Origin of the sequence: Candidatus Sphingomonas phytovorans, from assembly GCA_029202385.1 — a bacterium.
Taxonomy (GTDB): Bacteria; Pseudomonadota; Alphaproteobacteria; order Sphingomonadales; family Sphingomonadaceae; genus Sphingomonas; species Sphingomonas phytovorans.
This window is the reverse complement of record CP119314.1, coordinates 4,211,331-4,234,478: the sequence shown is the minus strand read 5'-3', so window position 1 is coordinate 4,234,478 and position 23,148 is coordinate 4,211,331. Positions and strand designations below refer to the sequence as shown.

Annotated in this window: 19 protein-coding genes; 9 read left to right on the top strand and 10 right to left on the bottom strand. The window is 66.2% G+C overall.

The window, feature by feature from the left end; genetic code table 11:
* The first annotated feature begins 9 nt into the window (after nucleotides 1-9).
* From egtB to P0Y59_19605, 4 genes are all read left to right on the top strand, one after another.
* Entirely contained in the window at nucleotides 10-1,269 is a 1,260-nt protein-coding gene (gene egtB, locus P0Y59_19620; protein ID WEJ99128.1) for an ergothioneine biosynthesis protein EgtB, read from the top strand.
* Complete coding sequence (gene egtD / locus P0Y59_19615) at nucleotides 1,269-2,246, top strand: L-histidine N(alpha)-methyltransferase (GenBank protein ID WEJ99127.1); 978 nt, start codon at nucleotides 1,269-1,271, stop codon at nucleotides 2,244-2,246. The genes egtB and egtD overlap by 1 nt, the downstream gene beginning before the upstream one ends.
* A gap of 160 nt (nucleotides 2,247-2,406) precedes the next feature.
* Nucleotides 2,407-3,276, top strand: a complete 870-nt coding sequence (locus P0Y59_19610) for a 3-hydroxybutyryl-CoA dehydrogenase (GenBank protein WEJ99126.1) — start codon at nucleotides 2,407-2,409, stop codon at nucleotides 3,274-3,276.
* A gap of 28 nt (nucleotides 3,277-3,304) precedes the next feature.
* Nucleotides 3,305-3,787: a hypothetical protein gene (locus P0Y59_19605; GenBank protein ID WEJ99125.1), complete on the top strand. Its 483-nt coding sequence runs from the start codon at nucleotides 3,305-3,307 to the stop codon at nucleotides 3,785-3,787.
* Nucleotides 3,788-3,794: 7 nt separating this feature from the next.
* On the opposite strand, the gene P0Y59_19600 is transcribed toward P0Y59_19605, so the two are convergent.
* The gene (locus tag P0Y59_19600) at nucleotides 3,795-4,250 is read right to left on the bottom strand and encodes a hypothetical protein (GenBank protein WEJ99124.1); all 456 of its coding nucleotides are present in this window, start codon (nucleotides 4,248-4,250) and stop codon (nucleotides 3,795-3,797) included.
* Complete coding sequence (locus P0Y59_19595; protein ID WEJ99123.1) at nucleotides 4,243-4,830, bottom strand: NAD(P)H-dependent oxidoreductase; 588 nt, start codon at nucleotides 4,828-4,830, stop codon at nucleotides 4,243-4,245. The genes P0Y59_19600 and P0Y59_19595 overlap by 8 nt, the downstream gene beginning before the upstream one ends.
* A gap of 196 nt (nucleotides 4,831-5,026) precedes the next feature.
* Here P0Y59_19595 and P0Y59_19590 point away from each other — a divergent pair, with 196 nt between their 5' ends.
* The 3 genes from P0Y59_19590 to P0Y59_19580 all read left to right on the top strand — a co-directional run bounded on the left by P0Y59_19590 (nucleotide 5,027) and on the right by P0Y59_19580 (nucleotide 9,173).
* The gene (locus P0Y59_19590; GenBank protein ID WEJ99122.1) at nucleotides 5,027-7,138 is read left to right on the top strand and encodes a PBP1A family penicillin-binding protein; all 2,112 of its coding nucleotides are present in this window, start codon (nucleotides 5,027-5,029) and stop codon (nucleotides 7,136-7,138) included.
* A 42-nt stretch (nucleotides 7,139-7,180) separates the two neighbouring features.
* The gene (locus P0Y59_19585; protein ID WEK02626.1) at nucleotides 7,181-8,182 is read left to right on the top strand and encodes a low specificity L-threonine aldolase; all 1,002 of its coding nucleotides are present in this window, start codon (nucleotides 7,181-7,183) and stop codon (nucleotides 8,180-8,182) included.
* 73 nt (nucleotides 8,183-8,255) lie between these two features.
* On the top strand, nucleotides 8,256-9,173 hold the full coding sequence (locus P0Y59_19580; GenBank protein WEJ99121.1) for a DMT family transporter: 918 nt from the start codon (nucleotides 8,256-8,258) through the stop codon (nucleotides 9,171-9,173).
* On the opposite strand, the gene P0Y59_19575 is transcribed toward P0Y59_19580, so the two are convergent.
* Together P0Y59_19575 and P0Y59_19570 are read right to left on the bottom strand one after the other, a co-directional pair.
* Nucleotides 9,083-9,922 (bottom strand): NAD(P)-dependent oxidoreductase, encoded by an 840-nt coding sequence (locus P0Y59_19575; GenBank protein WEK02625.1) that lies wholly within the window; start codon nucleotides 9,920-9,922, stop codon nucleotides 9,083-9,085. The two genes, P0Y59_19580 and P0Y59_19575, sit on opposite strands and share 91 nt — an antisense overlap.
* Nucleotides 9,919-11,595: a M28 family metallopeptidase gene (locus P0Y59_19570; protein ID WEJ99120.1), complete on the bottom strand. Its 1,677-nt coding sequence runs from the start codon at nucleotides 11,593-11,595 to the stop codon at nucleotides 9,919-9,921. Before P0Y59_19570 ends, P0Y59_19575 begins: the two co-directional genes overlap by 4 nt.
* A 125-nt stretch (nucleotides 11,596-11,720) precedes the next feature.
* On the opposite strand from P0Y59_19570, the gene pepN reads away from it, so the two are divergent.
* A complete protein-coding gene (gene pepN / locus P0Y59_19565; GenBank protein WEJ99119.1) occupies nucleotides 11,721-14,318 on the top strand; it encodes an aminopeptidase N in 2,598 nt (865 codons plus the stop codon).
* A 6-nt stretch (nucleotides 14,319-14,324) separates the two neighbouring features.
* Here the strand turns inward: pepN and P0Y59_19560 are convergent, their stop codons facing one another.
* From P0Y59_19560 to P0Y59_19550, 3 genes are read right to left on the bottom strand one after another with little or no spacing between them, the layout of a single operon-like run.
* Nucleotides 14,325-15,071, bottom strand: a complete 747-nt coding sequence (locus P0Y59_19560; protein ID WEJ99118.1) for a DUF72 domain-containing protein — start codon at nucleotides 15,069-15,071, stop codon at nucleotides 14,325-14,327.
* On the bottom strand, nucleotides 15,052-15,423 hold the full coding sequence (locus P0Y59_19555; GenBank protein ID WEJ99117.1) for a tRNA-binding protein: 372 nt from the start codon (nucleotides 15,421-15,423) through the stop codon (nucleotides 15,052-15,054). The genes P0Y59_19560 and P0Y59_19555 overlap by 20 nt, the downstream gene beginning before the upstream one ends.
* Nucleotides 15,423-16,100 carry a glutathione S-transferase family protein gene (locus P0Y59_19550; GenBank protein WEJ99116.1) on the bottom strand — a complete coding sequence of 226 codons (678 nt, stop codon included), beginning with the start codon at nucleotides 16,098-16,100 and terminating at the stop codon, nucleotides 15,423-15,425. The genes P0Y59_19555 and P0Y59_19550 overlap by 1 nt, the downstream gene beginning before the upstream one ends.
* A 41-nt stretch (nucleotides 16,101-16,141) precedes the next feature.
* Here P0Y59_19550 and P0Y59_19545 point away from each other — a divergent pair, with 41 nt between their 5' ends.
* A complete protein-coding gene (locus P0Y59_19545; GenBank protein ID WEJ99115.1) occupies nucleotides 16,142-16,498 on the top strand; it encodes a hypothetical protein in 357 nt (118 codons plus the stop codon).
* A gap of 66 nt (nucleotides 16,499-16,564) precedes the next feature.
* Here the strand turns inward: P0Y59_19545 and gltB are convergent, their stop codons facing one another.
* From gltB to P0Y59_19530, 3 genes are read right to left on the bottom strand one after another with little or no spacing between them, the layout of a single operon-like run.
* Nucleotides 16,565-21,082: a glutamate synthase large subunit gene (gene gltB, locus P0Y59_19540; protein WEJ99114.1), complete on the bottom strand. Its 4,518-nt coding sequence runs from the start codon at nucleotides 21,080-21,082 to the stop codon at nucleotides 16,565-16,567.
* Nucleotides 21,072-21,665: a DUF2059 domain-containing protein gene (locus P0Y59_19535; GenBank protein ID WEJ99113.1), complete on the bottom strand. Its 594-nt coding sequence runs from the start codon at nucleotides 21,663-21,665 to the stop codon at nucleotides 21,072-21,074. Before P0Y59_19535 ends, gltB begins: the two co-directional genes overlap by 11 nt.
* Before the next feature lie 2 nt (nucleotides 21,666-21,667).
* On the bottom strand, nucleotides 21,668-23,110 hold the full coding sequence (locus P0Y59_19530) for an NAD(P)-dependent oxidoreductase (protein WEJ99112.1): 1,443 nt from the start codon (nucleotides 23,108-23,110) through the stop codon (nucleotides 21,668-21,670).
* Nucleotides 23,111-23,148 lie beyond the last annotated feature (38 nt).

The window sequence follows — 23,148 nt, the reverse complement described above, 5'->3', positions numbered from 1 at the left end:
GGGAACAGAATGCGAACAAAATCGGATCCTCACCCCGGAACGGACCTGCTCGCGACGCGCTTCGCGACCGTTCGCGCGCTGACCGAAGCACTGGTCGCGCCGCTTTCCGACGCTGATGCCACCGTCCAGTCGATGGAGGATGCGTCACCCGCCAAATGGCATCTGGCGCACACCACCTGGTTCCTCGAGACCTTCATCCTGCGCGATTTCGTGGCTGGTTACGCACTCCACGACGACCGCTTCCCCTTCCTGTTCAACAGCTATTACGAGGCAGAGGGACAGCGCCACAGCCGGGCGCGGCGCGGCATGGTGACCCGGCCCAGCCTGGCCGAAGTGCTTGCCTATCGCGCCCATGTCGACGCCGCGATCCGCGGCGCCCTACCTAGCCTGCCCGAGACAGCGATCGAACTGGTCGCGCTCGGCTGCCATCATGAGGAGCAGCATCAGGAACTGCTGATCACCGACATCCTCCACCTCATGTCCCTGAACCCGCTCGAACCGTCGATCTGGCCAGCCGAGCGCAAGGTGCCCGTCGCGATGCCGGGGCCGATCGGCTGGATCGAAGGCGAGGCCAGCATCGTCGAGATCGGCCATGAGGGGAATGGTTTTGCCTTCGACTGCGAAGGCCCGCGCCACGCAACGCTGCTTGCCCCGCATGCCATCGCCGACCGCACCGTCAGCAATGGCGAATGGGCGGCGTTCATCGCTGATGGCGGCTATGCCGATCCGCGCCACTGGCTGTCAGACGGTTGGGCCTGGGTGAAGGCGCAGGGGATCGTCGCACCGCTTTACTGGGAACAGCAGAATGGCGCGTGGACTCGCTTCGGTCTTGACGGCCGCCGTCCGATCGACCCTGCCGCGCCCGTCACTCATGTCAGCTTCTATGAAGCGGATGCCTATGCGAGCTGGGCCGGCGCGCGCCTGCCCACCGAGTTCGAATGGGAAGCCGCCGCCGCCGCGCACGACCCGGATGGCGGCAACCAGCTCGATACGGCCGGTCCGGTCGAACCGCGTCCCGCAGCTGACGGCCCGGCCTTTTTCGGCGATGTCTGGCAGTGGACCGGCAGCGCCTACCGCCCTTATCCCGGCTTCAGGCCGGCCGAGGGCGCGGTCGGCGAATATAATGGCAAGTTCATGAGCGGGCAGTTCGTGCTGCGGGGCGGCTCCTGTGCGACCCCGCGCGGCCATGCGCGCGCGAGCTACCGCAACTTCTTCTATCCCCACCAGCGCTGGCAGTTCACCGGCGTGCGTCTGGCGAAGGATCTCTGATGCTCAAGCCCGAAATCGAGGACGGCGACGTTACCCTCGCCGATCCGGCCTTCCGCGCCGACGTGCTGCGTGGCTTCGAGACGCGTCCGCGCGCCATTCCCGCCCGCTGGTTCTACGACCGGCGCGGATCGGAACTGTTCGAGGCGATCACCGAACTGCCTGAATATTACCCCACCCGGACCGAGACCGAGATATTGCGCCACGCCTGCCCCGAAGTCGCGACGCTGGCGGGCGAAGGCCGGGCGGTCGTCGAATTCGGCTCGGGCTCCTCGACCAAGACGCCGATCCTGCTCCGCAGCGTTGAACCGGCCGCCTATGTGCCGATCGACATCTCGGGCGATTTCCTGCGCGAATCCTCGGCCGGCCTAGCCGCCGCCTTTCCCGGGCTGCCGGTGCTGCCGGTCGAGGCCGATTTTCTCCGCCCGATCGCCTTGCCTGCCTCGGTCGCGAGCCTCCCGAAGCTCGGCTTCTTCCCCGGCTCGACCATCGGCAACATGATCCCGCACAGCTCGGTCGACCTGCTGCGTGCGATGAAGGCGTCGCTCGGCGAGGGATCGATGCTGCTGATCGGCATGGACCGGATCAAGGACGAACGCGTGCTCGTCTCAGCCTATGACGATGCGCAGGGCGTGACCGCCGCGTTCAACCTCAACCTGCTCGAACGGGTCAACCGCGAGCTCGATGGGACCATCCCGATCAATGCCCTGCGCCACCGCGCGATCTGGAACGACGACCGGTCACGGATCGAAATGCACCTTGAGGCGCGCGAGGATATCGCCTTCACCATCGAGGGACGTCGTTTCTCCATGGCGGCGGGCGAGACGATCCACACCGAGAACAGCCACAAATATGGCCAGCGCGACGGTCGCATCCTGCTCCGCGCGGGCGGCTGGACTCCCATCGCCGAATGGACCGATCCGCAAGGCCTGTTCGCGGTGATCCTGGCGGAAGCACAGCCGGCGCGGCACGCGCCGTGACAGGCTCTCCCCTCACGTAAAGCGAGGGGAGCCAACTTCGGCAAACCCGCGTTGCCCGCCAGATAGTCAGCCAGCTGTTCAACCTGCAATCGCGATCCTAGCCCAGCGGCTTCCAAGTCGATAGGAGCGGCGCGACTTTGAAGAACAACGGAGCAGGGCAATGCAGACGGTAGGCGTGATCGGGGCGGGGCAGATGGGCGCGGGGATCGCACAGGTCTCGGCGCAGGCGGGCTTCCACGTCCTGCTCACCGACGTGTCGAAGGAACGCGCCGAGGCCGGCAAGGCGGGAATCGCCAAGGCGCTCGATCGGCTCGTCGCCAAGGAGAAGATCGATCCCGCCGCGCGCGATCAGGCGCTGGCCCGGATCGAGCCGATCGAGGGCGTCCATGGCATGTCGTCCTGCGGCCTGGTGATCGAGGCGGCGACCGAGCGCGAGGAGATCAAGCGCTCGATCTTCGCCGAGGTCGGCAAGGTGCTTGGCCATCAGGCGGTGCTCGCCTCCAACACCTCCTCGATCCCGATCACGCGCCTGGCCCAGGCCTCGCCCGACCCGAAGCGCTTCGTCGGCGTGCATTTCTTCAATCCAGTGCCGGTCATGGGCCTGATCGAACTGATCCGCGGCCTCGCCACCTCGGACGAGACGGTCAAGCTGGTCGAGGACTATGCGAAGGCACTCGGCAAGAAAGTGGTCCGCGCCAATGACGCGCCGGGCTTCATCGTCAACCGCGTGCTGATGCCGATGCTCAACGAAGCTTGCTTTGCGCTGGGCGAGGGTGTCGCGACCATCCCCGATATCGACCTCGCCTGCCAGCTCGGCCTCAACCACCCGATGGGGCCGCTGACCCTGGCCGACTTCATCGGTCTCGATACCTGCCTGGAGATCACCCGGGTACTGTTCGAAGGCACGGGCGACCCCAAATTCCGTCCCGCCCCGCTACTGGTGAAATATGTCGAAGCTGGCTGGTATGGCCGCAAGACCGGCCGGGGCTTCTACGATTATACCGGGGACGAGCCGGTTCCGACACGATAGGGTTGGACGAATCTTTCGGGGGAATATGATGCGCCTGCCTGCCACGTTGATCGCAGCTTCGTTGTTCTTCGCACCGGGGATTGCCGCCGCACAATCCGCGATCACGCTCAAGGATCCGAAGGCCTTCGAGCAACAGCTAACCGAGATGGGCTATGCCCCTGAACCTTTCGGTGCGGGCACGGACACAGTTGAGACGGTGCTGCATCTGCCCAACGAGACGCTGGGTGTCGTCCTTGCCGGTTGTACCAACGGCAAGGGTTGCACCTATGCGGTGTTATTGGGATCGTTCAGCGACCTCCACGAGGTGCCAGCGGACTGGGTCACGAAAATGAACGTCAACTTTGACCTGATCAAGGTCTGGGTCCGCGACGACAAGAAGCTCGCTTATTCGGCCGGGGCGATAATCGAGGGACTGCCCCGATCGACCTTTCGCGCCTGGGTCGAGAACATCGTGGATTCGAGCAACAGCCTCGCAAACGAGGCGATCAAGGCAGGGCTGATCGCAAAATAAGAACCCTTCACGCCGCCAAAGCCTCCAGCCATTTCTGGTGCCATCGTTCCATCCGCGTCGGAAACAACAACCGCCCGGCGCGCGAGACCAGTCCATATTGCGTTTCCTCGGTGAGGATCATGCATCCGCTCGCGGTCGGTACGATCAACCACGCGTGATAGGCGGTAACCCCGATCCCCTTCGCCAGCCACGCGATGCGCGTCTCGGGCTCGAATTCTCTCACCTCGCTCCTCAACGCGACGCCAAAGGTCTTCCAGGTGAAGAGCGCGCCGGCGAACAGATCGGCACCACCGCCCTCGATCGCCACGTCGCTGGCATTGGCATAGATCGCCGGCCAGCCAGCCGCGTGGATCAGCCGCCGCCACACGATCTCCGGCGCGGTCGCGCTGTCGAGTCGATTGACGACATGGATCGGCGCCTCGGCCGGCCCGAAGCCTTTCGGCCAGTGGATCTGCTCAGCCATCCTGGGCGATCGGCGCGAAGCGCGCGACCTGGCGACCGACGAGGCAGAGCTGTTCATGCACCGCCGGGTCGCTGCTTCCGCCGTCATCGTCGAACTTGGTGAGCTGGGTATTGATCGCCGCGGCGAACGGCGTCGGCCAGCCGCGCAGCGCATGGACGATCGACCTGAGCGCCGCGATCGTGCTGCCGGTCGCCTGCCAGCCATAAGCCGTGGCGATCAGCCCGACCGGCATGTCGGCGAGATAAGGCCGTTCGTCCTTCGCCGTCTCCTCAAGCAGGTCGAGCGCGTTCTTGACCACGCCCGAGATGCTGCCGTGATAACCGGGGCTGGCGATGATCAGCGCCGATGCCTGGCGCACGGTATCGACGAATTCGCGCTCCTGCTCGGTCCGGCAGGTCGCGCGCGGATCGTAGAGCGGCAGGCGCGCCATGTCCGCGCCGCCGAACATGCGCGTGCGGAATCCCTCCTTGCACGCAGCATCGAGCGCGATGCGCAGCGCCCGCTCGGTCGAGGAGGTGCCGCCGATCGTGCCACCGATCCCCACGACGAGGGGCGTAGCGGCGGTGGCGTTATCAGTCATCGGGGGTCCTCGTACGTGCGGTGCTGCACCATATCCAGATAGACGCTGCACGGCATCGCCTCAATGCCTCGCGGTCTCCGCTCGCATGGCGACCCCGCGCCTGCTAGGACGGAGACATGTCAAATGCTTGCGGCAACTGGTATAGCACGCTAATACACCTCCGGGCGGCGTAACCAGGGACGGACTGACAGGAGCCATGCGTCCTTATCCTTTCGAGCCCGCCACGTCGCAGGGCAGATCTCCCCTGGATCTGACCGAAGGCCTGCCGCCGCCGGCCTTTTCAGGCCGCTTCGACCATGCGCCCGGGCCGCCCGAACCCTATACGACCAACCTGCCCGTGGTGCGACGGCGCAATTACTGGCGTTGGCTCACGCGCGGCATCGGCATCCTCATCATCCTGTTCGTGCTGGCGGTCGGCTGGCTCGCGGTGACAGCGCCCCTGTCGCAATCGCTCAAGCCGCTGACCCCGCCCAGCATCACCCTGCTCGCCGACGACGGATCGCCGATCGCGCGACGCGGCGCGATCATCGCTGCGCCGGTCGATGCGGCGAAACTGCCCAAGAACGTCACCAATGCTTTTCTCGCGATCGAGGACCGGCGTTTCCGCTCGCACTGGGGCATCGACCCCAAGGGCATCACCCGCGCCTTCTTCCACAATATGAGCCGGGGCCGGGTGCGCGAGGGCGGCAGCACCATTACGCAGCAGCTCGCCAAGAACGCCTTTCTCGATTCGGACCGGACCGCCGCGCGCAAGGTGCGCGAGGTGATGATCGCCTTCTGGCTTGAGGCGTGGCTGTCCAAGGACGAGATCCTCTCGCGCTACCTGTCGAACGTCTATTTCGGCGACAATGTCTATGGCCTGCGCGCCGCGGCGAAGCATTATTTCAACCGCGACCCCGAGGAACTGTCGATCGGCCAGGCGGCGATGCTGGCGGGTCTGGTCAAGGCGCCGTCAAAGCTTGCGCCGACCGTCAACCTGAAGGGCGCGCGCGACCGGCAGAAGCTGGTGGTCGGCGCGATGGCCGCCGCCGGCTTCATCGACAAGGGCACGGCAGAGGATGTCAGCCCCGCGCGGCTCGCCGTGGACCGGATCAAGTCGCTGCCCGACGGCACCTATTTCGCCGACTGGGTCCTGCCCGAGGCTCGCGACCGCGCGGGCGAGATCGCCACCGAGACGACGGTCAAGACCACGCTCGACCGCCGCCTGCAGAACGCCGCCGAACGCGCGGTGAGGCGGGCTGGCCTCCGTCAGGCGCAGATCGCCCTGGTCGCGATGCGTCCCGACGGTCGAGTCGTCGCGATGGTCGGCGGCAAATCCTATGCCGACAGCCCGTTCAACCGCGCCACACAGGCCCGGCGCCAGCCAGGATCGGCCTTCAAGCTGTTCGTCTATCTCGCCGCGCTGCGCAGCGGCATGACCCCGGATTCGATGATCGACGATTCGCCGATCACCATCGCCGACTGGTCGCCGAAGAACGCCGATGGCCGCTATCTCGGCGAGATCACGCTGCGTCAGGCCTTTGCCCGGTCGAGCAACGTCGCCGCGGCACGGCTGATCCAGAAGGTCGGCGTGGCCAATGTCATCAAGGCAGCGCGCGATCTCGGCATCACCACGCCGATCCCGAGCGAGGCGACGATCGCGCTCGGCACGTCGAGCATGTCGCTGCTCGAGTTGACGTCCGCCTATGCGGCGGTGGCAGCCGAATCCTATCCGGTCGCCGCCCGCGGGCTGGAGGAAGTGCGTGACCAGAGCTGGTATGCGGCGCTGACCACGCGCTCCCGCCCGCTGACCGGCCGAATCCGCGACGACATGCTCGACCTGCTCTCCGCCTCGGCCGAATCAGGCACGGGGCGCCAGGCGGCGCTGTCGGTCGACACCTATGGCAAGACCGGCACGACCCAGGACAATCGCGACGCGCTGTTCCTTGGCTTTGCCGGCGGGCTCGTCACCGGCGTGTGGGTCGGCAATGACGACAACACCCCCAATCCCGGCCTGTCGGGCGGCGGCATTCCCGCGCGAGTGTGGCGCGACTTCATGCAACAGGCTCTGAATGTCGGTCCCGCTCACGCGGCCGAGCCAGCAGCGGTGGAAGTGGACCCGGATGCGGAGAACATGATCGACCCCGACGCGGTCAGCCTTCCCGTCGAGGGCGACCTGCAGGGACTTGGCCTCAACCTCCATATCGGCCGGGACGGCAGCATCGAGATCAACCGTTCGAACCGTGACGGCCCGGATCCCCGGCCCGATCCCCGGCCCCGCCGCGACGACCGCGCCCCGCCACGCGTCCCGGCCGGCGAGGAGCAATAAGGCGAGTTGACGTTCGCCGCGACGCGCAGCAAGGCGAATCGCATGCGCTTCTTCTCCGACAACGCCGCCCCGGTCCATCCGGCCGTACTCGCCGCGCTGGCCGAGGCAAATGTCCTCGATACCGCCTATGACGGCGACGCCTGGAGCAAGCAGCTCGACGGGTTGTTCTCGGACCTGTTCGAGACCGACGTCAGCGCGCTGTGGGTGCCGTCGGGCACATCGGCCAATTGCCTCGCGCTCGCAGCGCTCTGCCCGCCCCATGGCGCGATCGTCTGCCACCGCGAGGCACACATCCAGAACGACGAATGCGGCGCGCCCGAATTCTATACGCATGGCGCCAAGCTGCTGCTGGCGGAAGGGCCGGGCGCGAAGCTCGATCCCGCCGCGATCCGGGCGGTGCTCGATGGCACGCGCAACGACGTGCACCAGGTCCAGCCGCACGCCATCTCGATCACCAACGCCACCGAATATGGCCTGGTCTATTCACCCGACGACGTCGCCGCGATCGGCGACCTGGCGAAGGCGAAGGGCCTCGGGCTGCACATGGACGGCGCCCGCTTCGCCAATGCCGTCGCGCATCTCGGCTGCTCGCCCGCCGATGTGACGTGGCGCGCCGGCGTCGATGCGCTCAGCTTCGGCTTCGTGAAGAACGGGGGGATGAGCGCCGAGGCGCTGATCTTCTTCAAGCCCGATCTGGTGGCCGCCACCCTCTATCGGCGCAAGCGCGCCGGGCTGCTGCTGTCCAAGGGGCGCTATCTCGCGGTGCAGATCCTCGCGCTGCTCGATGGCGACCGCTGGCTCGACAATGCCCGCAGCGCCAATGCCGGCGCGACGCTTCTCGCCAGCGCGGCGGGGGATCGCCTGGTCAATCCGGTCGAGGCGAACGAGGTGTTCCTCCGCGTCTCGCCCCAAGAGGCAGCAAGCCTGCGCGCGCTCGGTTTCGACTTCTACGACTGGGGACCGGGCGAGGCGCGACTGGTGATCTCGTGGAACCAGCGCGAGGAGGATATCCGCCCCCTCGCCGACGCGATCGCGGCGCTTTGATAGGCTCAGCTTATCATCCGACAAGGAAATCGCCCGTCCCGTCCCGTGCCGCCCGGCGCTAGGGCGAAGGCTGATGTCCGCCCAGCCTGCACCGCCATCGACGCGCCTTGCGGTGCTGATCCCGTTCGGCATCGTGACCCTGATCTGGGGATCGACCTGGATCGTCATCACCGGCCAGCTCGGCGTGGTGCCGCTCAACTGGTCGGTCGCCTATCGCTTCACGATCGGCGGACTCACCATGCTCGCTTATGCCGCGTGGAAGCGCGAGACAGTCACGCTCGACCGGCGCGGCTGGCTGTTCGTGCTCGCCCTGGCGTTCACCCAGTTCTGCCTCAACTTCAACTTCGTCTATCGGGCTGAGACCTACATCACGTCAGGCCTTGTCGCGGTGGTGTTCGCGCTGCTGCTCGTCCCCAATGCGATCTTCGGCCGCATCTTCCTGGGCCAGAAGCTTGGCGGGCAGCTGATCGTCGGATCGGTGGTGGCGATGGCAGGTGTCGCGCTGCTGTTCATCCATGAGGCGCGCTCCGATCCGCACGGCCCCCAGGCAGCGCTCGCCGGGGTCGGCGTCACCTTGCTCGCGGTATTGTCCGCCTCGACCGCCAACGTCCTGCAGGGAACCCAGACAGCGCGTCGCTATCCGATGGCGCCGACGCTCGGCATCGCCATGCTGCTCGGCGCGGCGATGGACGCGACGATCGCCTGGACGATTGCCGGCCCGCCGATGATCGAGCTTCGGCTCGGCTATATACTCGGCCTGCTCTATCTTGGCGTGATCGCCTCGGCGCTGGCGTTCACCCTCTATTTCGGGGTGCTGCGCATCATCGGCCCGGCCAAGGCAGCCTATTCCAGCGTGATCATCCCAGTGATCGCGATGCTGCTGTCGACCATCTTCGAAGGCTATCGCTGGTCGTTGCTTGCCGGTGCCGGCGCTGCGTTGACTGGCGTCGGGCTGGTCATCGCACTGAGGGCACGCAGGCCGGCCCGGTAATCCGGATAAAAGGGCCGCCAGCCGAGCACCCGCTTCGCCTTGCCGTTCGCAACCCGTCGATTCTCGTCGTAGAAGGCGCGCGCCGCCGGCGACAACGCCTCAAGCGGAACGAAGGGAGGCGGATCGCGGCCGAGCAGGCGCGCGGCGCATGCCATCACCGCATTCTGGCCGGCCGGCAGATCGTCCGAGAGGTTGTACGCCCCGGCCGGCGCGTCGAACCCGGCGATCACGCCCGATACAAGATCATCGACATGGATTCGGCTGAATACCTGCCCCGGCAGGTCGATGCGATGGGCGCGCCCTTGCGCGATCCGGTCGAGGGGCGACCGGGCCGGGCCATAGATACCCGGCAGGCGAAACACCCGCGCGCCCATCGCCAGCCAGGCAGCATCGGCCTCTGCCCGTGCGCGCCGTCGTCCGCCGCCGGTCGGGGCGCTCTCGTCAACCCATGCCCCTCCGGCGTCGCCATAGACACCCGTCGAGGAAAGATAGCCGCACCACGCATCCGTGGCCGCGAGCGCCGGTCCGTATGTCGCCAATACCGGGTCGACCTCCCCCTCAGGCGGCACCGAGGAGAGAATATGGGTCGCCCCGGCGATCGCGGCCGTCACGGCGGGCCCATCACCGAACGCGATCGTGCCGGGCCTGCCGTCGCGGCTGGTGCCGGCCACCCGCCAGCCCTCGCCCCGCAGCCGGGACGCCAGCGCCCGGGCCGAATAGCCCAGGCCGAAGACGAGCAGATCGGTTATTTCGCGCCGTACCCGTTGTAGAGCAAGCCGAAGAAATCGCCCTTGTTCCAGCGCGGCCGCGCGTCGCCGTCGGCGATCTCCCGCGCGATGGCATAGTTCGCATCGACGAAACGGATGCCCTGGCTCCAGTCGATCGGCTGCGACAAATCGTCCGACGGCTGGTGATAGCGCTTGGCGAAGAACTCAGCCGTCGCGGCCTTGCCGGGCCCGGCCTGGCCCGGCCACAGGAACACCGATGGCACGCCCTGCTGGACGAAGCGATAATGGTCCGAACGGACGAAGATGCCCTGCGCCGGATCGGGATCGGGCGACATGGTCACCCCGAGCGTCGCGACCGCCTTGCTGACGATAGGCCCGAGCGTCGAACGGTCGGCGCCGAACACCGTCATGTCCTCGAACCGGTAGCTCAGGATCGGCATGTCGAGATTCACATCGGCGACGATCCGGTTGATCGGCACGGTCGGATGTTTCGAGAAATAGTCGGAACCGACCAGCCCCTTCTCCTCGCCGGTGACCGCCAGGAACATCACGCTGCGGCGCGGCGGCTTGCCGCTCGCCTTGAAGCGCCTTGCCTCCTCGATCAGCGATGCGATGCCGACCGCATTGTCCTCCGCCCCGTTGTAGATATTGTCGCCTTTCATGTCGGGGCGCACGCCGAGATGGTCGAGATGGGCCGACAGCACCACGACGTCCGACCCGAGCTTCGGGTCGCTTCCGGGGATCATGCCGGCGACATTGCTGCTCATCCCCTGCCGGAACGTCGTCCTGACCGCGACCGCCAGGCTGCCGGGGAGTTGCTCCGCCTTGAACTTCGCTTCGGCATTAGTCGCGCGCTTCAGGACACTTTCCCACGGCGTCTTCGCCCCGGCGAACAGCTTGGCCGCACCGATATCGCTGATCGTCGCCAGCTGTGGCGCACCCGGAGAATCGCCGGTACCGTCTGGCCTGGCCCAGGTCACGCGCGGGCGATCCCAGCCTTGCACCGCGTTGCCGAGCGGGCGCGGCTGGATCAGGATCGTGCCGACGGCGCCGCGCGACTGGGCGTAGATCGCCTTGGTCGTACCGCCCGAGAAATGCGCGCGCTCCTCGCTCTGGAAGCTCGACGGCGCACCGCCGAGATAGGCGACGATCTTCCCCTTCACATCGACCCCGGCATAGTCGTCGCGCTTGTATTGCGGCGCGACGATACCGAAGCCGACGAACACCACCGGCGCGTCGATGACCGTCGAGGCGGCGCCGGCATGGGCGCCGGGGACATAATCCTCCCCGAACACCAGGCGCTGCGGCAGCGCGCCATCGCGGGTCACCACGAGATCGCCCTTGTCGCCGGCGCGATAGGTGACCAGCGGCACCTTCTGCAGATAGCCGCCGTCGTCGCCCGCCGGGCGCAGGCCGGCCGCGTAGAATTGCGCCGCGACATATTCGGCCGCGATGTCATATTCGGGGCTGCCAGCCTCGCGCCCGCGCATCGCATCCGAGGCGAGGAACATGACATGCGCCTTCATCGCAGCCTGATCGTCCGGCAGCACCGCGTTGACGAGATCGTTGATGGCCTTCGTATCCTTCGCCACCGGCGCGGTCGGGGCCGGGGCCGAGGTCGGGGCTGGAGCCGTCTGGGCCAGCGCAGCGCCCGCGAAACTCATCAGCGCGATCGCGCCAACCGAACGAAACATGCCTTTTCCTTGTGCAATCCGGATCATGGCGGACGGCGTAGCATCGCCGCGCGCGCGCGCAAGTGCGGCGACCGGGGCGGCGATTTCGGTGGCACGAGGGGAATCTCCACCCTACATCCATCGACATGCTCGACGTCCAGACCGCCACCGCCCAGCCCCATGTCACGCGTCGCGAAGACTATGAGGCGCCCGACTGGCTTGTCCCGGAGATCAGGCTCGATTTCGACCTGGCGCCGGAGGCGACACGAGTCCGGGCGGTGCTGCACATCATCCGCAACGGCGCGCATGATTCACCGCTTCGTCTCGACGGCGGCGGCCAGACCCCGCTTTCGGTGAAGGTCGACGGCGCGGCGATCAACGACTGGTCGCTGGAGGACGATGCGCTCGTCATCCCGCTCACCGGATCAGCCCATGTGATCGAGACCGAGGTCGAGATTACGCCCGATCGCAACACCCAGTTGATGGGTCTCTATGCGTCCGGCGGCAATCTCTGCACCCAGTGCGAGGCGGAGGGTTTCCGCCGGATCACCTTCTTCCCCGACCGGCCCGACGTGCTCAGCCGCTACAGGGTGCGCATGACGGCGGACAAGGCGCGCTTCCCCGTGCTCCTCGCCAATGGCGATCCGGTCGGCGAAGGCGATCTGGGCGACGGGCGCCACTGGGCGGAGTGGCACGATCCCTTTCCCAAGCCCTGCTATCTCTTCGCAATGGTCGCCGGCGACCTCGTCGCCAACCGCGGCACCTTCGTCACCGGATCGGGCCGCGAGGTCGCGCTCGGCATCTGGGTCCGCGCCGCCGACGTCGCCAAGACCGGCCATGCCCTCGAAGCGCTCAAGACCAGCATGGCCTGGGACGAGCGAGTCTATGGCCGCGAATATGATCTCGACGTGTTCAACATCGTCGCTGTCGACGATTTCAACTTCGGCGCGATGGAGAACAAGGGCCTCAACATCTTCAACTCGCGCTACATCCTGGCCGATCCCGACACAGCGACCGATTATGATTTCGACGCGATCGCGGCGGTGGTGGCGCATGAATATTTCCACAACTGGTCGGGCAACCGGGTCACCTGCCGCGACTGGTTCCAGCTTTCGCTGAAGGAAGGTTTCACCGTCTTTCGCGACCAGAGCTTCTCCGCCGACCAGGGTTCGGCGGCGGTCAAGCGGATCGAGGACGTGCGTGGCCTGCGCGCCGCCCAGTTCCCGGAAGATGCCGGCCCGCTCGCCCACCCCATCCGCCCGGACGAATATCTCGAAATCTCGAACTTCTACACCGCGACGATCTACAACAAGGGCGCCGAGGTCATCCGCATGATGGCGACGATGCTCGGGGCCGAGCGCTTCCGCGCCGCAACCGACCTGTATTTCGAGCGGTTCGACGGGACTGCGGCAACCTGCGAGGATTTCGTCACCTGCATGGAGGAAGCGGGCGGGATCGACCTCACCCAGTTCCGCCGCTGGTACAGCCAGGCGGGCACGCCGCGCGTCACCGCCTCGCTGGCGCATGAGCCCGGCAGTGGCCGCGCGATCCTGACCCTGTCGCAACGGATTCTGCCCACCCCCGGCCAGCCCGAAAAACTGCCGATGGTCCTGCCGCTCAAGCTGAAGCTGTTCGGCGCGGACAGCGCCAGCCCGATCGGCCCGGAGCAACTGATCCTGCTGACCGATGCCGAGGAGCGGATCAGCTTCGAGACGGTAACCGAGCGTCCCGTCCTCTCGATCAACCGCAGCTTCACCGCGCCTGTCGTCATCGAGACCGATCGCTCTGCGGCCGATCTCGCCTTCCTGTCGGCGCATGACGACGATCCGTTCGCCCGGTACGAGGCTATGCAGCAGCTGATGCTCGACACGCTGGTCGGCGCGGTCAGCCTCGGGCGCGCCGACCATGCGCCGGTGATCGCCGCCATCGCGAACACGCTCGACGACCCCCATCTCGACCGCGCCTTCGTGGCGGAGGCGGTATTGCTGCCGTCGGAGAGTTTCATCGGCGACCAGATGAAGGTCGTCGATCCTGAAGCGATCTACACCGCACGCGAGGCGCTGCGCCGGGATATCGGACGCACGCTCGATGCGAAATGGCGTGCCGAATATGAAGGCGCCCGGGCTGCCCATTTCGAATATTCGCCGCTGGCCAAGGGACTGCGCCGGCTCCGCACCGTCGCGCTCGGCTATATCGCGGCGAATGGCGGCGACGAGGCCGCGGCGCTCGCCTTCGCCCAGTTCGAGACCGCGGATAACATGACCGACCGCCAGGGCGCACTGACCACGCTGGTCAACGGCAATTCGGACCGGCGGATTGCCGCGCTCGACATCTTCTACAACCGCTATTCCGACAACGGCCTGGTACTGGACAAATGGTTCTCGACCCAGGCGCTGTCGTCGCGCGACGACACGCTGGCCAGCGTCAGCGAGCTGGCACGGCATCGCGACTTCACCCTGGCCAACCCGAACCGCGCACGATCGCTGGTGGGCGCGTTCAGCGTCAACCAGCGGGCGTTCAACGCCGTCTCGGGCGAGGGCTATCGCTTCGTCGCCGACCAGCTCATCGCGCTCGACAAGCTCAACCCGCAGACGGCGGCGAAACTGATCCCGCCGCTCGGCCGCTGGCGCCGCTTCGACGAAGCCCGCGGCGGCCTGATGCGCGCCGAGTTGCAGCGGATCGTGGCGACACCGGGCTTGTCGAAGGACATGTTCGAACAGGCGACCCGAAGCCTGGACGGCTGATCCTGGTCAGTTGCGGATCGCGTTGACGCGATCGAGCATCTCCAGCGCGTTGCCAAGCGCTGCGCCCGACGCGGTATTGTCGTAGATCGTCCAGTTCTCGACCTGCGCTGCACCCGCCGCCGCAGCATGCCGTTCGATCGCCGCCGCGTCATAGTGCGACCAGTAGATACGGGGCGATCCGTGGAGCCGGGCGTAGCGCAGTCCAGGCCAGCCGCCCGGATCGGCCGCACCCGGCACTGGCGCCGGATCGGCGGCAACGCGTGCCACCTGATGCTCCACAAGCAACGCATCGGCCTGGGCCGTGAACCAAGAGGCGTGGCGCGGCTCGCACACCATCATGTCGCCCAATATTTCACGGGCGAGGCCGAAGAACCGGTCGGCGCGCGGCAGATCGAAGACAAGACTGGGCGGCAACTGGATCAGGACCGGCCCGCGCTTCTCCCCGAGATGCACGACCTCCCCGGCGAAACGCTCGACCAGCTTCTCGCAGTCGACCAGCCGGTGCTCGTGCGTGATCGTCCGGGGCAGCTTGACCGCGAAGCGGAAACCCGCCGGGGCGCTCGCTGCCCAGCGTGCGTAGGTTTCGGGCTTGTGCGGGCGGTAGAAGCTGGAGTTGATCTCGACCGCATCGAACGTCGCCGCATAGCGCTCGAGATGACTGCCCTTGTCGGGGAAGCGGGCGGCCGGCGGCTTGTACAGCGACCAGCCCGCCGTCCCGATGCGAATCCGCTGCCTAGAAGAGTCTGCCGCCATTGGGGACGGTAACGCTCGGGCTGATCAGAACGACCCGGCCTTCGGCATCGGGAAAGCCGAGCGTCAGAACCTCGGACATCATCGGCCCGATCTGGCGCGAGGGGAAGTTCACCACCGCGGCGACCTGTCGGCCAGGCAGTTCCTCGAGCATATAGTGATCGGTGATCTGCGCCGAGGAACGCTTCACGCCGATGACCGGCCCGAAATCGATCGTCAGCCTGTAGGCGGGCTTGCGCGCCTCCGGAAACGGGAGCGCCTCCAGAATCGTGCCGACACGGATGTCGACCGCGAGAAAATCGTCGAAGCCGATCTGCGCGGCAATGTCCTCGGCCGGATCAGGAACCTTGTGCATCAGAAGTCGAAATCCACATCGTCATATTCCTTGGGCGGCGTGATCCCCGTCATCCGTTCGGACAGCAATGGCCGGAAGCTGGGCCGGCTCTTGAAGCCTCGATACCAGCGCGCGGTCTGTTCATGCCCCTTCCAGTCGATCCCGCCGAGATAATCAGCGACCGAGATCTGCGCCGCGGCGGCAAGATCTGCGAGACTCATCGTCGCGCCGGCCATCCAGTTGTGATGGTCGAGCAGATAGTCGGTATAATCGAGATGGCGCTCAGCCGCCTTCATCGCCTCGCGCAGCACCTTGGCGTCGGGCGAATCCCGGGTCACGATCCGCTTCATCATCCGCTCGCCGAGCAGTGGCGCCGTCACGTCCTGGAAGAATTGCGTGTCGAACCAGGCGACCAGCCGGCGGATCTCGGCGCGGTTGACCGCGGTGCCGTTGATCATCGCCGCCTTGTCGACCGTCTCCTCAAGATATTCGCAGATCGCCATCGAATCCATCAACAGGATGTTGCGTTTGGGATCGGCCATCACCGGCACCTGGCCGGCCGGATTCATGTCGAGGAACTCGTCGCGACGGTCCCATGGGTTCTCGCGCACAAGGTCGTACCCCACCCCCTTTTCACCGAGCAGGAGACGGACTTTGCGCGAGAAGGGGCACAGGGGGAATTGATAAAGCTGCCACATAAGGCTCTGTTAGGCTGAGCGGGCGAGCGGGGGAAGGCATGATGGCGGACGATTCGTTCGAGACGGTGGCAATCGTCTACAATCAACCCGAGACGGCCGTGATGCTGTCGATGTTCGCCTTTTACGGCATTCCCGCAATCCCTATCGGCCTCGCCCATAGCCAGATCGCGCCAAACCTGATGGTCGCCCTTGGCGGCGTGCTGATCCGCGTACCCGACTACGCGGCGAACGAAGCCCGGGAGTTGCTGGCCGAGGTCGCCGAGCGACCGCAGGCAGTGCGGCCGCGGCTGATCGACAATGCCATCCTCAATGGCGTTGCCGTTGTCCTGTTCTGCATGATCGGCGGTCCGGTACCGCCGACCCGGACCGGATCGACCTTCTTTCTTGGGAAGGACTGAGGCTAGCTCACCCACAACGTCATGCTGGGACACGTTCAGCGTGGCGTCGTATTTATAGGCGCTGCCCTATTCGGCCGCGACCATCTCCGACCGGTCATCCAACGGGTGCGCCAGACGTGTCAGCATCTCCTTGGGCACGACCTGCCAGAAGCGATCGATCACCCGCCCCCAGTCGTCGAGCAACGCCGCCGACCATTTGCTGTCGGTCGCGGCATGGTGGGCCCGGACGAGGTTGAGCAGCACCGCCTCCCAGTGCATTGAGGACAGACGCTGCCACACGATGTTCTCCGGGTTGGCGCGGCGTTCGAAGCTGCCGTCCGCGTCATAGACGAAGGCCATGCCGCCGGTCATGCCGGCGCCGAAGTTCGCGCCGACCGCCCCGAGCACCACGGCGGTGCCGCCGGTCATATATTCGCACCCGTTCGCGCCGCAGCCTTCCACCACCACGGTCGCGCCCGAATTGCGCACGGCGAACCGCTCGCCCGCCTGGCCGGCCGCGAACAGGCTGCCAGAAGTCGCGCCGTAGAGCACGGTGTTGCCGATGATCGTGTTGTCCTGGCTGGCGAGCGGCGAGCTGACCACCGGGCGCAGCGCGATGATGCCGCCCGACAGGCCCTTGCCGACATAGTCGTTGGCGTCGCCGAACACCTCGAGCGTGATGCCCTTGCACAGGAACGCGCCCAATGACTGGCCGGCCGAGCCGCGCAGGCGGACATGGACATGCCCGTCCGCCAGCTTCGACATGCCGAACTTGCGCGTGATCTCGCTCGACAGCCGCGTGCCGACCGCACGGTGCGTGTTGCGTACCGAATAGGTCAGCTGCATCTTCTCGCCGCGCGAGAACACCGCCGCCGCGTCCTTGATCATCTGCGCGTCGAGGCTGTCGGGCACTTCGTTGCGCCACGCCGACAGGCTGAAACGCCGTTCGGCATCGTCCGCGTCGACCTTGGCGAGGATCGGGTTGAGATCGAGATCGTCGAGATGCTCGGCCCCGCGGCTGACCTGACGAAGCAGCTCGGTGCGCCCGATCACCTCGTCAAGGCTGCGGAAGCCGAGCCTGGCAAGGATATCGCGCACTTCCTCCGCGATGAAGGTCATCAGGTTGATGACCTTTTCCGGCGTGCCCGTGAACTTCGCGCGCAGGCGCTCGTCCTGAACGCACACACCGACCGGGCAAGTGTTGGAATGACATTGCCGCACCATGATGCAGCCCATCGCCACCAGCGAGAGCGTGCCGATGCCAAACTCCTCCGCGCCGAGGATCGCGGCGATGACGATGTCCCGCCCGGTCTTCAAGCCGCCATCGGTACGCAGCTTGATGCGGCCGCGCAGCCCGTTGAGCGTCAGCGTCTGGTTGACCTCGGAAAGGCCCATTTCCCACGGCGTGCCGGCATATTTGATGCTGGTCTGGGGCGAGGCGCCGGTGCCGCCGACATGGCCGGAGACGAGGATGACATCGGCATGCGCCTTGGCGACGCCCGCCGCGACCGTGCCGATGCCGGCCGAGCTGACCAGCTTCACGCAGACGCGCGCGACCGGGTTGATCTGCTTCAGATCATAGATGAGCTGGGCCAGATCCTCGATCGAATAGATGTCGTGGTGCGGCGGCGGGGAGATGAGCATCACCCCCGGCGTCGCGTGGCGCAACTTCGCGATGAACTCGGTCACTTTGAAGCCGGGCAGCTGCCCGCCCTCGCCGGGCTTCGCACCCTGAGCGACCTTGATCTCGATCTCGTCACAGGCGTTGAGATATTCGGCCGTCACGCCGAACCGGCCCGACGCGATCTGCTTCACGCCCGAATTGGCGTTGTCGCCGTTCGGATAGGGCGCGTAGCGTGCCTTGTCCTCGCCGCCCTCGCCCGACACCGCCTTGGCGCCGATCCGGTTCATCGCGATCGCCAGCGTTTCATGCGCCTCGGGGCTCAGCGCGCCGAGCGACATGCCCGGCGTGACGAAGCGCTTGCGGATCTCCGTGATCGCCTCGACCTGGTCGACCGCCACGCCTTCGTTCGGGTAGTTGAACTGGAACAGGTCACGCAGATAGACTGGCGGCAACGCCTCCACCCCGCGCGAGAATTGCAGATAGGTCGAGTAGCTGTCGGTCGCGACCGCGGTCTGCAACAGGTGCATCAGCTGCGCCGAATAGGCATGAGTCTCGCCGGTGTGGCGCTGGCGGTAGAAGCCGCCGATCGGCAGGTTCACCACGACGTCGTCATAGGCAGCTTCGTGGCGCAGCGCCGCATTGAGATGAAGCGAGGCATAGCCCTCACCCGAGATCTTTGCCGGCATGCCCGGGAAAAGATCGTTGACCAGGCTGCGCGACAGTCCGACCGCCTCGAAATTATAGCCGCCGCGATAGCTGGAGATCACCGCGATCCCCATCTTCGACATGATCTTGAGCAGCCCCTCGTCGACCGCATGGCGGTGATTGGCGAGACACTTCTCCAGGGTCAGATCACCGAACAGGCTGCGCTGGTGCCGGTCGACGATCGACGCCTCCGACAGATAGGCATGCACCGTCGTCGCGCCGACGCCGATCAGCACCGCATAATAATGGGTGTCGAGGCATTCGGCAGTCTGGATGTTGATGCTGGCATAGGAACGGAGGCCACGCCGGACGAGGTGGGTATGCACCGCTGCCGCCGCGAGCACGCCGGCAATGCCGACGCGGTCAGGACCGATGTTCATGTCGCTCAGGAAGATTTCGCTCTTGCCCTCGCGTACCGCCTGTTCCGCCTCGGCGCGGATTCGCGCGATCGCGGCGCGCAGCGTCTCGGGCCCGCCACCGTTTTCGAAGGTGCAATCGATATCGGCGACCTTGTTGCCGAAAAACGCCTTGAGCCGAGCCCAGTCGGTACCGGCCAGCACGGGCGATTCGAGCACCAGCACGCCGTCGCGCCGATCCTCGGTATCGAGGATATTGGCGAGATTGCCGAAACGTGTCTTGAGCGACATCACATGCCGTTCGCGCAAGGGATCAATCGGCGGATTGGTGACCTGGCTGAAATTCTGCCGGAAGAACTGGCTGATCAGCCGGGGCTTGTCCGAAATGACCGCGAGCGGCGTATCGTCGCCCATCGATCCGATCGCTTCCTTCGCGCCCTCGACCATCGGAGACAGGATCAGTTCCATGTCCTCGAGCGTCTGCCCCGCCGCGACCTGACGGCGGGTCAGGTCGGCACGGTCGAAACACACGGTCGCGTCGGCCGGCGCGTCCGGCAGGTCGTTCACGCCGAGGAAATTGCCGATCATCTTGGCATAGTCGGCTTCGCCCGAAATCCGGTCCTTGATCGCCCGATCGTCGAGCAGCACGCCCTCATCAAGGTCGACGGCGATCATCTGACCCGGCCCGAGTCGACCCTTTTCGATGATGGTCGATTCGGGGACGACGACCATGCCGCTCTCCGACCCGACGATCAGCAGGCCATCGCTGGTGCGGGTATAGCGCAGCGGGCGGAGCGCATTGCGGTCCATGCCGGCCACCGCCCAGCGACCATCGGTCATCGCGAGCGCGGCGGGGCCGTCCCACGGCTCCATCACGCTGGCGAGATATTTGTACATGTCGAGATGCGCCCTGGGCATCTCGCCCTTCGGCCCCCAGGCCTCGGGCACCAGCATCAGCTTCGCGGTCGGCGCATCGCGGCCTGAGCGGCAGATCGCCTCGAAGGTGGCGTCGAGCGCGGCGGTATCGGACGCGCCGGCCGGGATCACCGGCTTGATGTCCTCCGAATATTCGCCGAACGCGAGGCTCGCCATCTTGATCTCGTGGCTGAGCATCCAGTTCTTGTTGCCGCGGATCGTGTTGATCTCGCCATTGTGCGCGAGGCAGCGGAACGGCTGCGCCAGCCACCATTGCGGGAAGGTGTTGGTCGAATAGCGCTGATGGAAGATCGCGACCCGGCTCTCGAAGCGCTGGTCGGTCAGATCGGGATAGAAGACCGACAGGCTCTCCGCCAGGAACAGGCCCTTGTAGATGATCGAACGGCACGACAGCGAACAGATGTAGAAACCCTGAATCTGCGCCGCGATCACGCGCTTCTCGATCCGGCGGCGGACGAGGTAGAGATTCTTCTCGAACTCGGCGGCGCTCTGCTCGTCCGGCAGCGGGCCGGCGATCATGATCTGCTCGATCTCCGGGCGAGTCGCCTGCGCCTTTTGCCCGATCACCGAGACGTCGACTGGCACCTGGCGCCAGCCATAAATGGTATAGCCTTCCTCGATGATCACGCTCTCGACGATCGTGCGGCAATCCTCCTGAGCGCCGAGATCAGTGCGCGGCAGGAAGATCATGCCGACCGCGAGCCGGTTCGGCATGGTCTTGTGACCCGAGGCGCTGATCGCGTCGTCGAAGAACTTGACCGGCAGGTCGACATGCAGGCCGGCGCCGTCGCCGGTCTTGCCATCGGCATCGACCGCGCCGCGGTGCCACACCGCCTTCAGCGCATCGATCGCCGACTGGACGACGCGGCGCGACGGCGTGCCGTCCGTCGCGGCGACCAGGCCGACACCGCAGGCATCGGATTCGAAGCCGGGGCGATACATGCCGACCTCAGCGAGGCGGATACGTTCGGATTCAGCCACCATTGGAAGCACCCTTGTCGTCGAGAGCCTTGAGTTCAGCCATCAGCTTGGCAATCTCTCCCGGGGTCCGGTTCATCGAGGTCCGCATGAGATCGCCCATCCAGGCAGCGACGTCGGGATCCCCCATGATCGTCGGCGCCTGGACCAGATACACCTGTCCGGTAGGTGTCGCGAAGAACGTCGCCATGTCCCGTAACTGCGGGAGCGTGAAACGGCGCGCATAGGCATGCGCCATCGCTTCGAGCATGCCCGGCAGATTGGCCTTGAGCTGCTCGGTCGCGAGTGCCTGCTGACGCGCCATGAAGCGTTCGAACACCGGGCGCGCCTTGGGATTCTTTTCCAGCGCCTTGGAAAGATCCGGTGCCTGCCTCAGCCCCTGCAGCATGGTTTGAGTCATCGACGCCATCATCGACGACACCACCTGGTCCCGGGTCGCGGGCGGCATGATCTGTTCCATCAACGCGCGCGCTGCGGCGAGACGCTCGGGATCGACCGCCACCGCAGCGGCAGCCGGCGCAGCGACCTGGCCGATCGCCGCCACCGGCGACAGCGCGACAGATGCCGCAAGAACGAGAGGCTTCATCATCCTCATGCTGCCTTCTTCCCCGCCTTGGCCTTCGCCTTCAGCCAGCCATGCATCGTCGCCGCCACATCGCGGCCGTCGCGGATCGCCCAGACCACCAGGCTTGCGCCGCGGACGATGTCGCCCGCCGCGAAGACGCCGTCGAGCGACGTCATCAGCGTCTTGTTGTCGACCAGCAGCGTGCCCCAGCGCGTCACGCCAAGCTCCGGCGCGCCGAACAGCACCGGCAGTTCCTCGGCGTCGAAACCGAGCGCCTTGATGACGAGGTCCGCCGGGAGCTGGAAACCGCCATCCGGCTCAGCCTCGGGCGCGCGGCGGCCGCTGGCGTCGGGCGCACCTAGCCGCATCTTCGTCGCATGCACGCTTGTCACCGCCTCGCCCGCATCGAACGCCTGAGGGGCGGAGAGCCAGACGAATTCGACGCCTTCCTCTTCCGCATTGGCGACCTCGCGCTGCGATCCCGGCATGTTGGCGCGATCGCGGCGGTACAGGCACTTCACCGAACTCGCACCCTGGCGGATCGCCGTGCGGACGCAGTCCATCGCTGTGTCGCCGCCGCCGATCACCACGACATTCTTGCCGGCAGCGTCGAGCTTGCCATTGTCGAAGTCAGGCACCGCGTCGCCAAAGCCCTTGCGGTTCGACGCGGTGAGATAGTCGAGTGCTTCGACCACGCCGGCGCTGCCGACGCCCGGCGCCTTGATCGCGCGCGGCTTGTACACGCCCGTCGCGACCAGGATCGCATCATGCCGCCTCCGAAGGTCGTCGAGCGTCGCCTCGCGGCCAACCTCGAAGCTTTCGTGGAAGACGATGCCGCCAGCCTTCAGGCGGTCGATCCGGCGGGTGACGATATGCTTTTCCAGCTTGAAGCCGGGGATGCCATAGGTCAGCAGGCCGCCGGCGCGATCGTGCCGGTCATAGACATGCACGTCATACCCCATCGTCCGGCAATATTCGGCGGCGGAAAGCCCAGCCGGCCCGGCGCCGATCACGCCGACCGACTGGCCGCGCGCCGCGCCCGGCACCAGCGGCTCGACCCAACCCTCTTCCCAGGCGGTGTCAGTGATGAACTTCTCCACCGAGCCGATCGTCACCGCGCCATGGCCGGAGAATTCGATCACGCAATTGCCCTCGCACAGCCGGTCCTGCGGGCAAATGCGGCCGCAGATCTCGGGCATGGTCGATGTGGCGTTGCTGAGCTCATAAGCCTCGCGCAGCCGGCCGTCAGCGGTCAGGCGCAACCAGTCCGGGATGTGGTTGTGCAGCGGGCAATGCACCGAGCAATAGGGCACGCCGCATTGCGAACAGCGCCCGGCCTGTTCCTCGGCCGCGATGGGCGCGTAGCGATCGGCGATTTCGCGGAAATCCTCGGCGCGCGGCTTGGCCGCGCGCTTGCCCGGATAGGCTTGCGCCCGATCCACGAATTTCAACGTGTTGCCGTCAGCCATCGTCGCCCGCCTCATGAAATCGAGGGTGCGCTAGCGTT